This window comes from Enterococcus sp. AZ011 (assembly GCF_050548355.1).
In the GTDB taxonomy this organism is placed as follows: Bacteria; Bacillota; Bacilli; order Lactobacillales; family Enterococcaceae; genus Enterococcus; species Enterococcus faecalis.
This window is the reverse complement of sequence record NZ_CP172959.1, coordinates 362,490-374,760: the sequence shown is the minus strand read 5'-3', so window position 1 is coordinate 374,760 and position 12,271 is coordinate 362,490. Positions and strand designations below refer to the sequence as shown.

The following is a 12,271-nucleotide window of genomic DNA, read 5'->3' as shown; positions in this document are numbered from 1 at the left end:
ACTTTATTTCTCCTTTTTTATTTATTGAATACACATCATTAATCTTGATGTTTTTGATTCTACATTTTCATCGCCTGTAATAATAATATCTAGAAATTCTGCACTATTAGTGACAATAACCATTGTTGTTTCATCGTACCCTTTATCAACAATTTCTTTCAGGTTGTACCTAAGCAAAGGTTGCCCTTTGTTTATCGTTTCTCCCTCTGAAACAAATCGCTCAAAATATTTTCCTTGTAAATTTACCGTATCGATTCCTACATGAATCAACACTTCCGCCCCCTTAACCGAACGCAACCCGATCGCATGATTTGTTGGAGTGGTCATGGTGATCTCACCATCAAAAGGAGCATAGATCGTATCCCCTAATGGTTTAATTGCTACCCCTTTTCCCATCATTCCACTAGAAAAAGTCTCATCAGAAACAGCTTCTAAAGGAATTAAACTCCCTTTCATAGGCGAAAAAATCTCAATAGGTTGGTTCGATTCTTGTGGAATTGACTTTAGACTAGATGTCTTTTTATCCGTTGTTTCCTCCTTTTCATCTTCTTCAAATCCCCAAAGCATAGTCAAAACGAAAGAAACAACAAAACTTGCAATGTAACCGATCACAGCATAAATAAAATTATTGGAGTTTTTCATAATATAGGTTGGTAATGCTGTAATACCAGGAATTGAAAATGCGGTTGCTTTTACAGCGAAAAAACCAAAAATTGTTCCGCCGACCCCGCCTCCAATTAAAGAAGCATAGAAAGGTTTTTTCAAGCGTAAAGTAACTCCATAAATTGCAGGTTCAGTAATGCCAAAGACTGCTGGAATAAACGTTGAAAATGCCAAAGACTTGGTTTCTGCCCTTTTTGATTTGAGAGAGACCCCTAAAACAGCCCCAGCTTGTGCACTATTGGCGACCAAATTCATCGGTAGCAACATAATGTCATACCCAAACTTTTGAAGACTGGCAAATGTTCCAGGGAAAAAAGCATAGTGCATTCCTGTCAAAACAATTAGAGGCATTAGTCCTCCCATTAACAGTCCTGCTAACGGTCCTGTGACATTAAATAAAGTTGTAAAGATTTGTTCCAAATATTTACCTAAAAAATTACCTAGCGGAGCAACGAATGCTAATAAAATCGGTGCTGTAATCAATAACGATAACATTGGACTAAATACAATATTAACCGTTTTAGGAACAATTTTATCCATCCATTTATTCACAACGCTCAATAACAAAACACCTAAAATAATAGGCAGTACAGTAGAAGAATAGTTATTTAATGGAATCGATAGTCCAAACATTGATAGTGGGCTTGCACCATCTGCTGCACCATTTACTAATGTTGGATACATTAACATTCCCGCTAAAGCCACTGCTAATGATTCTTTGGTCTTAAATTTACGCGCTGCAGTCATAGCTACTAAAAATGGCAAGAAATAAAAGACTCCATCAGATAATACATTTAATACTGCATATGATGAACTTTCCACAGACAACCAGCCAAAAACGACAAACAGAGCCATCAACCCTTTAATTAAACCAGAACCAATAATTGCGGGCATTAAAGGGGTAAAAATACCGCTAATGACATCAAAAATAGTATCTAAGACATTCATTTTTTTCTTGTTATCCGTTGTCTTTTCTTTATTTGAGTTCGCTAATTGCTTATCAATTTCCTGAAAGACCTCTGCTACTTTAGCACCGATGATTATTTGATATTGACCTCCACTAAACTGACTGCCTATCACCCCATTTAATTGATTAATTTCTTTCATGTTAACCTTTGCATCATCCAACAGATTAAATCTCAAACGTGTAATACAATGCCAATTTTGAGAAATATTTTCGCTCCCACCTATGAGAGTAATTATTTGTTGCGCTAACAGTTGATTTTCCATATTCTTTCCCTCCTAAGAACGAGAAAAAGCCCAAACGAAAAAATTCCGTTTAGGCTTATGCTCTGTTCAGATAACACACCTTTATGTTATTTTGTTGTAATTCTTTCAATATGAATCACTAAGTAAACCAATTCATCTTCTGAGATTTTCCACTGATAGTCCCTCTCTAGCATCTCTTTAATAATCAGTCCGCAAGCATAACTTTTCATATACCTTTCTTGAATAAGTTCTCTAATCTGTTTATCCATTTTTAAAGATTCTTGACTATTTTTTTGTCGAATAATGAAATAACGAATATGAGTAATAAATCGTGAATAATCGGCAGTCGTTTTATCCAGAATAGTGTCAAAGATTGTCTGCACACTTTTAACAATTTTTTTGATAACCTCAGTAATTTGTAAGGTATCGACCATATTTGGCTGATCGATTTGTGCATTGACAAAATGCAGAGCAATAAAAGAAGCTTCTTCTGGCAGTAAGGTTACGCCCATTTCGTTTTGAACAATTTCCAATGCTTTTTTACCTATTTGATATTCCTTATAGTATAAATGAGGAACTTCCCACTTGATAGGATTATCATTTTCTTGGATAGAATATATTGAAAATGTCAGGTGATCTGCTAAAGAAAATAGTAGGCCTGTACCGAATTTTTGATTTAGAATTAGTTCACCTGATTCAATAATTCTAGCAGAAACGCTTAGAATTTCAGGTTGAAAATTGTCAATTTTATGATCCGTTTGTTCCTCTGCATTCGGAGTAAAAATCTTGCTAATTAAACTTTCATCGATTGAATCCCCTTGTCTCTTTTTAAACCCTATTCCTGTACCAAATAAAACTTTTTCATTTCCCATTTGATCTTGAACTAAAACAATATTATTATTCAGTGTTTTTACTACGATCATTATTCTCACCTCCTGAAAGACAAAAAAAAACACCAAATCCTAAAACCAAGCTTCTTTCATGAATAACTTAAGAATCACTTCGTTTTTTAACTTGGTGGTGCCTGACTATGGATCAGTAACACTCCTGCATCTGTGAACCCATGTTACTATATAAATTTTTAAATGTCAACCCTTACATTCCACCTATTACAAGGAAATATTGGGTACAACATAGTACATTCAACCTGTATTTACCTAAATGTTTTGGACAGTATACGATTAGTGAGGATTGGACAGAAGTGTTTAACTCCGATCCTCGAAGCATGGGAAATCGTCTGTTCCTACCGTTTATTTAGATATGTCTCAGGGGCTCCTTTACTAGATTATAGCGAACAATCTGTCCGTATTTCTAGTATAGGAGCCATATTCTTTTTTTCCCTATGGTATCAGTTAATTTAGGGACAAACGAAACACAAGTAGGGCAAGTTTTTCTACCAATATAAATAATGCTTCCTTCACGCAAATTATTTATAGAATTTGGATGAATTACAGAAAAATTACTTACATTTTTCTGATAAGAAAACATAGTCCCTCTGAATAATATGATACCAAAAATTCCAAGTAGAAAAATTATACCTATATAAATGAAAAGATTTTTATTTCTATTCATAGAAAACTCCTTTGGTTAATAAATATCGCTTATCTATAATTATCAATTAAATATCAAATGATTATATAATCATTTGATATTTAATTGATTCTATTTCGCAATATATTAAAGACCAAAAGTGTTGCTACAACTAAGGCTACTAATTATACCAACGCCTTTTCACAAATCAAGTACTTCTATCGCTGGGTATAACTACTACTTAGGCTAAGCGCTCTTATGTAAACTAAATTATTATAATTAAGCTATCTCATATTTTATAATAGAATCTTTAAAAATATTAGCACTCAAATTATTTATTGTTTGAATAAATGACATCCCACTAATGTTTCTGCTTTTTAAAGGTATTTAAATCTTCTTAGGTTAGTACTATTAATCATTAAAATGAAAAAAGACTACGTGATTAACCGTAGTCATGAAAATTAATCTCTAGGCAATTTTAGCAAATTATCATTTGGTGTATCATTCGGTTCAGATCGAACATATCGCTGTCCATTTCTCATTGCAAGGATTAATTTAGGATATGGAGGAATGTTAACATCAACAGTATTTCCGCCTTTTATAAAATCATAAATTGATTCTTTTGAGTAATATGCGGGTTTTTTGACACCAGTCAAATAAATATCTTTAATTTCTGTAACATCATTTGAAAAACCTTTTGAATCATTCATCCTAATTCTTGTAGCTCTGGCCATTATACAACATTCCCTCCTGTTTTATATATCAATAATACACTACATAATTGAAATAACAAAGTTTAAAAATGTGGATATTTTAAGAGAGTGTAAAATATTTTGTGTAAATAGAAAAAAGGAAGTCCCTTCTGTAGAATAGAGTTACCACAACACATTCACAGAATTCCGCGCGACCGCAACGGCGAGTTCAAGCAACAGACTGTTCCTGCTTATAGACGGACGAATGATACCTTAGAGGAGACCGTCATTCACCTCTTCCGAAAAGGTATTACCATGTCGGAAATCGCAGACTGAAGAAGTAAATGCATTTAAAGTTAGAACTCTAAATGATAAGTATGTCGCTATTTTCATGGATGCTACTTATATTCCTTTAAAACGGCAAACCGTCTCCAAAGAAGCAATCTATATTGCCATTGGTATACGAGAAGACGGCACTAAAGAAGTACTAAGTTATGCGATTGCTCCGACTGAATCGACCTACGTTTGGAATGAGTTGTTACAGGACATTTACTCCAGAGGGGTTCATGATGTCTTACTGTTTATTACCGATGGCTTAAAAGGCATGAAAGATACGATTCACCAGATTTATCCTAAAGCTAAATACCAACATTGCTGTGTTCACGTTTCCCGTAATATTGCTCATAAAGTACGTGTCAAAGATCGAAAAGAAATCTGTGATGATTTTAAGGCTGTTTATCAAGCTAGCTCAAAGGAAGAGGCAAATACCTTTTTAGGGAGTATGATTGAGAAGTGGCAGAAAACTTATCCTAAAGTGACGCAGTCACTGATAAAAAATCAAGATTTATTGACTTTTTATGAGTTTCCGCCTGGTATCCGCCGAAGCATTTACTCAACTAATTTAATCGAATCTTTCAATAAACAAATCAAGAAATACAGCCGCAGAAAAGAGCAGTTTCAAAATGAAGAATCACTAGAGCGTTTCCTAGTATCCATCTTTGATACATACAATCAAAAATTCTTAAATAGAAGCCATAAAGGCTTCCAACAAGTGACGGATACATTAGCTTCAATGTTTACTGAGTAACCCATTATTTTGCAGAAGGACGAGTTATTTACACAAAATTATTGACGCTCCCGGTTGGTACAACAAGAATTGCAGTAGCATAGTCACCATTGATGAAACTACTTAATGATTAAATTGAGCAATTTCTCAAATAGCACAAACTGCTCTTCATAAAACGAAAAGCAGTTCATAATGTATTTAGATATTTCATTGTGCTATTGACCAGAAACACACTATTTAAGGTACCTTTCTCTTTTCGCTGAGATTCACCAACTTCAATTGCACAAAAAAGCGTGAGCACAAGGCTCACACTTTTTCTAGTTGACTATCCTAAAAATTCGAAAACATCTTTACGATCATACAATTTCAAGATTTTTTCAAATAAGATTTGACCTACGAAAGCAGCTACGATTGGTACAACAAACCAGCTGATTAATATTAGAATAATACTCAAACCGGCGTCCAATGAAGCCAACGGACCTACCAACCCTACCAAACCGAAACCAGCAGAAGCAGGAGTCCCTGAGACTGAGAATAACGCTACTGGAATTGCTGAGATGATAGCGGTGAATAGACATGGCACCAAGATAATTGGTTTCCTAAACAAGTTTGGCATCATCATTTTCATAGCACCCAATGCGATGGCCAAAGTAACCCCTGGTTTGTTGACTTTCCAAGAGTTAACTACCAAGACAACTGTTGTTGCGGCAACACCCATAGCGGCTGCACCAGCAGAAACACCGTTCAATTGAATTGCCATACCAATGGCAACTGTAGAGATCGGTGAGATAATCAAGAAAGCAAAGGAACATGCAATCAAGATTGACATCAAAATTGGTTGCAAAGTAGTAAAGGTATTAATTAAGTCACCGATAGCGGCAGTAATCTTGGTTACGTAAGGATATAAATAATAGCCGATTAGACCAGCGCCGATACCAACAACGATTGGTGTTGCAACAATTGCCACGGACCCAAATTTTTCGCCGATCAACAAGATCATGCCGACAGCGATTGATGCAGTAATCATGGTATTGATGATGTCTCCGGTACCAGCACCGATATAAGTAGCTGTGTCAGGATTGAATTTCACAACACCGGAGCCAACGAAAGCTGCACCGGCAACTACTAACATTTGCATTGGTTTGAAGCCAAACTGCACCGCAATCAAAGCGCCAATCAATAGTGGAGTAGCTAGTTGGAAAATAACTGCCATTTGTGTGATCGTTACTGCTAAGGTATTTTCACCAAATAATTTCAAAATTGCTGCCAATACCGCGTTAGGAATCAACCCTACGATGATCCCCGTTGCGGTACCCGCTAATACTTTATTTAAAAATATTTTTGGAGTTAATTTTTCTTCCATTTTCTCATCCTCTTTCTAATGATTACTATTTTGCTCCTAGAATTTCTTCTTTACTATGAACCAGTTGCGTTAAGAAATCACAGTAAGGAGTTACTACTCCATATTTTTTACCTTTACGAGAAATGGCTCCGTTGATGTAGTCAATCTCGGTCAAACGGTTATTTTTTATCAAGTCTTGGTGCATCGATGGGAAATGCATACCAATCGTAGTCGGGTCAAAACAAGTTTCTACATGTTCGATTACTTCGGGAATGTCTAAGTTGACGTTTTCTTTGGCAGCAACAGCTGCAAATTCGTTAACAATAGTCACTACCATGTCATGAGCAGGTTTGGTTGCACCAAGCCCCGCCATATTGACGTCTAAAATCGTGCATAAGCCATTCATCGTACCATTGACACAAGCTTTACGATAAATTGAATAATGAATGTTGTCGGAATATTTGGCATTTAAACCAGACGCGGACAAAGTTTCCGCCAATTTTTTCGCTGATTCTTCTTGGCCAATACCTAGATTTTGCAATTCAACAGACCCGCTGCCAAATAATTTAGCCTTGCCGGGACCTTCTAGACCAGCAGTCCACATGGTGTTGCCGATAAAGATTTTTTCCATCGGTACGAATTTTTCGATTACGTCTTCATGACCGATACCGTTTAAAAGACACAAAACTTCTGTGTGATCAGCAATTAATGGTTTAACATCCTGCAGCATTTTTTCCAACTGCATTGCCTTCGTGAATAAGATAATCAAATCAAATTGCTCACCAGTGGGCACCTCATTCTGATTAACAATTGGGACTTTAACAGTAATTTCTTCGCCATTATAATTAGCCTTCAATCCGTTTTCTTTGATGGCATTGATATGCTCCTGCCAGCCGTCGATTAGCAAAACATCGTTACCACCTTGTTTCAACATCAGTCCGAACCGGGAACCCATCGCGCCGGCCCCTGCAATTGCAATTTTCATAAATAAAAGCCTCCAAACTTAATTTATAATAAGTGAACATTTTCACATTTCTCATTATAGAGTTTTCATTCGGAAACTTCAAGTAGGAGAGTGTAAAACTTGCGACCATGCTTTTATAAATACTTAATTAGATTCTCTTTTTAAAAATGAATGCTGATCCTAATACCATTAATGAACCTAGGACAGACAATGCAATATTTTCTGTTTCTCCTGTTTTTGGTAAAACTTTCATTCTTCCGTCTGAACCTTTAACCGTTACTGTTCCGTCTTTTTGAACGTCTGCTCCAATTTCTTTAGCTTCAACTTTCTTTGTTGTTCCGTCTGCTAATTGAATAATCGGTTTACTATCTTCAACTGCGACAATCACAACGCCTGTATCTGTATTAACTGGGTTTTCGTTTGAATGCTTTTTTCCTAGCTTTTCTTTTATTGATAATTTAAAATATAAATCAAACAACTATTGTATGACAATAACGGGAGGATCCTATGAAAGAAGATAAAATACATGTTTTAAGTTTATTCATATCTAGTATAGTTTTATTCTTAATAACAATTATTTTTCACGAAATTGCTATCGGTCTGGTTATCGCATTAATTTGTTTTCCCATTAGTAATTCTATTGCAAAAAAAGGTTCTGTTGCAAAGTTTTCCAAAAAATCTATTTTAGTGTAAAATTGAGAAAAAAGACAGAGAAGACAGAGTAATGAATCATTTTAAAGGCAAACAATTCAAAAAAGACGTCATTATTGTCGCTGTTGGTTACTACCTGCGTTACAATCTAAGCTATCGTGAAGTTCAGGAATTGTTATATGATCGTGGAATAAATGTTTGTCATACTACGATTTATCGTTGGGTGCAAGAGTACAGCAAAGTCCTCTATGATCTTTGGAAGAAGAAAAATAGACAATCCTTCTATTCATGGAAAATGGACGAAACCTATATCAAAATTAAGGGACGTTGGCATTATCTTTATCGTGCAATTGATGCGGACGGCTTAACCTTAGATATCTGGTTACGAAAGAAACGGGATACGCAAGCAATTGTGACCGATAAAGCACCTTCTCTTGGCTCCGCCTTTAGAAAGTTACAGAGTGTGGGTTTATATACTAAGACAGAGCACCGAACTGTGAAGTATCTTAACAATTTAATAGAACAAGACCATCGACCTATTAAACGACGGAATAAATTTTATCAAAGTCTCCGTACAACCTCTTCCACGATTAAGGGCATGGAGACCATTCGAGGAATATATAAAAAGAACCGAAGAAATGGAACGCTCTTCGGCTTTTCGGTGTCTACTGAAATCAAGGTATTAATGGGAATACCAGCCTAAGATATTTGGAGTTCAGAGAGGGCGCGTTTGATTTTCAAACTTTGCAACAGAACCCTTCACTTTATCGACAAACGCTATAACAAACGGATTCATTTGTAATTCATTTTCATGCGCATAATTTATTTCTGCTGTAAAAATTGGTACATTACTGGGCACCATTCCTAAAACTGACGCAGAAATCATTAAAATAGCACATACTTTTTTCATTTCGATTCAAACTCCTTCACATTTTTTAGTCTTTTAAATAAATACTAATACACCTATCACATTTATAACTCTATATTTTTTTTACACTTCAAAAAAATTATGCGGACAATCGTAGTTACTCTTATAACAAGCTATTCTTCTTATTAAAAAATTACAAGCGTTTACTATTCATTTTTTTATAGAAAATATGAATACAAAAAAACAACTATTCGTTTTATAAGAATAGTTGTTTTTGATATTAATTGTTAAACCCTTTTTTTCTCAAAAATCCACTTTTTCATGTAATACTGTACTTTTTTTGTCATCTTTCCTTAAAGCATCTAATTTGTTTAATTTATCATCAATTACCTAGTAGTTATCAATAACTTAAATCTACTCTTCTATTATTCCCGTTTATTTAAACTCATTTCGAAAATACTTATAAAAACAAGAATTACAACAAATTAATTAGCATAGTTAATTTGTTGTGTTTCCACCATTGGATAAACAATTAAGCTATCCTTCTCTAAATTTTCCTTATTCATATCCACAGCAGTAATTTGACTATTGTCATACGTACGATAGTAATAAATTCCCTTTTCCAGGTTACAACATGAAGAATAAATCGTATACTCATATTTTTCATCACCAACATCACACAATCCTTTTTGTTGTTCGACAGAACTTAAAATATGAAAAAATTGGCTAATACTTTCATATTCTGAACTTCTTGATACAGAATTTAACTTAGTAAAAGTTGCTTTTACAAATCTAGATACTGATGATAAATCTCCTGGCAACCCAATACCACCCATTCCTCTACTATAAATATCTAACTCTATTTGATCTGAAAAATTATTTTTTGGAGTTCTAGTTGAAAGTACACGATAATTGTTTAAATTAAATAATTGGTAATCAAATGTTGGGTTATTTGTTAATACGCCTACAGGATTATCAAATACACGTAAGCCTTCTTTCGTGCTTTCAACCACAATAGATTGCTCTTTATCAGCCAACAGCCAATGGAGAGGGGATAACGGAAGTTCATCACTAAAATTAATATTTACTAAATTAAGATTCTTCAATAATTTTTTTGCTTCATCTACAGTAGAGCATTGGCCCAATACCCAAGGAATAAACTCAAATGGAGAAACATTTTCTTTTCCTTCTTCAATTTTTTTATAATCTGCATAGCCTGAAAAGTTTAATCCAGCCATTCCTAATCCTTTTTCATTTATTGCATCATAATAAAGCGGATAATCAGCAATCCCAGCAGCAATTCCAATTATTGCAAAATGATGATCTAAATTTCCAACTTCTCGAAATGAAAACTTATAATTTCTCGGCGTAATAGTAACCACCTCATTATAAGAAATTTCATAATCAAAATTCCTTCCAAAGTAATGATCTTTTGATACATAAGTAATTGCTGTACACATAATCAATTCCTCCTATATACTAATTCAGTCACTAAAATAGTACACCCAATACTCTTTTTTATCAAATGGTTCTGTTGCAAAGTTTTAAATCTACTATCAAATAAGGTAGAATAATAGAAAAAGATAGCAGGAGGAATGACGGTGAATCATTTTAAAGGAAAGCAATTTCAGCAGGATGTGATTATTGTAGCCGTGGGCTACTATCTTCGTTATAACCTTAGCTATCGTGAAGTTCAAGAAATCTTATATGATCGTGGCATTAACGTTTCTCATACGACGATTCATCGTTGGGTGCAAGAATATGGCAAACTACTCTATCAAATTTGGAAAAAGAAAAATAAACAATCCTTTTATTCATGGAAAATGGATGAAACGTACATCAAAATTAAAGGAAAATGGCATTATTTGTATCGAGCCATCGATGCAGATGGTTTAACCTTGGATATTTGGTTACGTAAAAAACGGGACACACAAGCAGCCTATGCTTTTCTTAAGCGGTTAGTGAAGCAGTTTGATGAACCGAAGGTTGTAGTCACAGATAAAGCCCCCTCTATTACAAGTGCCTTTAAGAAACTAAAAGAATACGGCTTTTATCAAGGGACAGAACATCGTACCATTAAATACCTGAATAATTTGATTGAACAAGACCATCGTCCAGTAAAGAGACGCAATAAATTCTATCGAAGTTTACGCACTGCCTCTACCACGATTAAAGGCATGGAAGCCATTCGAGGATTATATAAGAAAACCCGAAAAGAAGGTACTCTCTTCGGGTTTTCGGTCTGTACTGAAATCAAGGTATTATTGGGAATCCCAGCTTAAATCATAGATACTGTAAGGGATTTTATTCTTTATTTAAAACTTTGCAACAGAACCGTCTCATCTACCTTTTGTACAACAGCTTCCTTGACAGAATGAAAAAAGGTTAACATTCCTACTAGAAGCATAACTGAAAAGGCCAATGTAGATATTAATGAGCTGATTCTTTTAATATTCCAGCAATTTTCTTCCACAGCAACGAACAAAGAAAGTCGGTTAAAACGGAGCGACAAAAAACGAAGAGACGCCAAGGTCCCTGCTATTAACGGATCAAAAATCAAGATTAAACCTGTAAATAGTAAAATTATTTTCATAGTTGTGTATCCACTAACAATTGAAACAATCAAAAGGATAATACCTAAAGCTAACTTAATTCTAAATAAAAATTTTTCTTTAATAGTAGATTGAGACTTAAACGTGCTGCCTTCTTTCTGTTTACTTTCTACTTCGATATTCATACTTTTTAGATTTTTTGAACCGCACCATATAAAAAATAAAATTGCAGAAACAATAACTAGTAGATAAATATAAATTGGAATATGTTCGACCTTCATGTCTTGATAATTAGACAAAAATACTCTTGAAAACACTATGCCTGTGAAAAGTCCAATAACGGCTGTAACAGAACTTAGCAGAAAGCTTTCAATACTTAAAATCTGCTGAATTTTTTTGTATTTCATACCTAACTTATATAGCAGTTGGAATTCTTTCTTTCTCCCTTGAATAACAATCGAGTATGTATTATAAATAATAAATAAAGAAAAACCTACAAGAACTCCCGTCCCTAATTGTAAAAATAATTTCATATTTTTAAAGTCTTTTTTTAATAAATAGTCTGCTAACTCATTTTCAATTCTGTAGTTTATTGTATAAATAACTCCTAAAGAAAATGTCAATAGCAGCATTGTTACAAAAAATATCAATATGATGAAAAGAAACTTACTACTATTTTTTTTTAAATTTTCTCGAATATATATCCACATATTTCTCACATCCTTCATAATGTC

General features: G+C 34.2%; 11 protein-coding genes and 2 pseudogenes. 4 read left to right on the top strand and 9 right to left on the bottom strand.

The window, feature by feature from the left end:
- Positions 1-21 precede the first annotated feature (21 nt).
- From IGL36_RS01910 to IGL36_RS01900, 3 genes are all read right to left on the bottom strand, one after another.
- On the bottom strand, positions 22-1,893 hold the full coding sequence (locus IGL36_RS01910) for a beta-glucoside-specific PTS transporter subunit IIABC (protein ID WP_002397628.1): 1,872 nt from the start codon (positions 1,891-1,893) through the stop codon (positions 22-24).
- Positions 1,894-1,979: 86 nt separating this feature from the next.
- Positions 1,980-2,795, bottom strand: a complete 816-nt coding sequence (locus IGL36_RS01905; RefSeq protein ID WP_002404695.1) for a PRD domain-containing protein — start codon at positions 2,793-2,795, stop codon at positions 1,980-1,982.
- Between the two features lie 1,068 nt (positions 2,796-3,863).
- Positions 3,864-4,136, bottom strand: a complete 273-nt coding sequence (locus IGL36_RS01900; RefSeq protein WP_002358664.1) for a DUF3892 domain-containing protein — start codon at positions 4,134-4,136, stop codon at positions 3,864-3,866.
- A gap of 159 nt (positions 4,137-4,295) precedes the next feature.
- Between IGL36_RS01900 and IGL36_RS01895 the strand changes: the two are divergent.
- Positions 4,296-5,181: pseudogene (locus tag IGL36_RS01895) on the top strand (IS256 family transposase); the annotation flags it as partial.
- A 304-nt stretch (positions 5,182-5,485) separates the two neighbouring features.
- Here the strand turns inward: IGL36_RS01895 and IGL36_RS01890 are convergent.
- The 3 genes from IGL36_RS01890 to IGL36_RS01880 all read right to left on the bottom strand — a co-directional run bounded on the left by IGL36_RS01890 (position 5,486) and on the right by IGL36_RS01880 (position 7,944).
- Positions 5,486-6,523, bottom strand: a complete 1,038-nt coding sequence (locus tag IGL36_RS01890; protein ID WP_002362381.1) for a PTS sugar transporter subunit IIC — start codon at positions 6,521-6,523, stop codon at positions 5,486-5,488.
- 25 nt (positions 6,524-6,548) lie between these two features.
- Complete coding sequence (locus IGL36_RS01885) at positions 6,549-7,487, bottom strand: 2-dehydropantoate 2-reductase (RefSeq protein WP_002335374.1); 939 nt, start codon at positions 7,485-7,487, stop codon at positions 6,549-6,551.
- Positions 7,488-7,614: 127 nt separating this feature from the next.
- A complete protein-coding gene (locus IGL36_RS01880; protein WP_002358661.1) occupies positions 7,615-7,944 on the bottom strand; it encodes an LPXTG cell wall anchor domain-containing protein in 330 nt (109 codons plus the stop codon).
- Between the two features lie 29 nt (positions 7,945-7,973).
- Here IGL36_RS01880 and IGL36_RS01875 point away from each other — a divergent pair, with 29 nt between their 5' ends.
- Positions 7,974-8,159, top strand: coding sequence for a hypothetical protein (locus IGL36_RS01875; RefSeq protein ID WP_002358660.1), 186 nt, complete (start codon positions 7,974-7,976; stop codon positions 8,157-8,159).
- Between the two features lie 31 nt (positions 8,160-8,190).
- Positions 8,191-8,820 (top strand): IS6 family transposase, encoded by a 630-nt coding sequence (locus tag IGL36_RS01870; RefSeq protein ID WP_002397630.1) that lies wholly within the window; start codon positions 8,191-8,193, stop codon positions 8,818-8,820.
- A gap of 12 nt (positions 8,821-8,832) precedes the next feature.
- On the opposite strand, the gene IGL36_RS01865 is transcribed toward IGL36_RS01870, so the two are convergent.
- Positions 8,833-9,027 (bottom strand): hypothetical protein, encoded by a 195-nt coding sequence (locus IGL36_RS01865; RefSeq protein ID WP_002358658.1) that lies wholly within the window; start codon positions 9,025-9,027, stop codon positions 8,833-8,835.
- A gap of 443 nt (positions 9,028-9,470) precedes the next feature.
- Positions 9,471-10,445: a choloylglycine hydrolase gene (gene bsh / locus IGL36_RS01860; protein WP_002355428.1), complete on the bottom strand. Its 975-nt coding sequence runs from the start codon at positions 10,443-10,445 to the stop codon at positions 9,471-9,473.
- A gap of 141 nt (positions 10,446-10,586) precedes the next feature.
- Between bsh and IGL36_RS01855 the strand changes: the two genes are divergently transcribed.
- Complete coding sequence (locus tag IGL36_RS01855) at positions 10,587-11,267, top strand: IS6-like element IS1216 family transposase (RefSeq protein ID WP_010713564.1); 681 nt, start codon at positions 10,587-10,589, stop codon at positions 11,265-11,267.
- Positions 11,268-11,320: 53 nt separating this feature from the next.
- Here IGL36_RS01855 and IGL36_RS01850 read toward each other — a convergent pair.
- A pseudogene (locus IGL36_RS01850) lies at positions 11,321-12,265 on the bottom strand (FtsX-like permease family protein); the annotation flags it as partial.
- Positions 12,266-12,271 lie beyond the last annotated feature (6 nt).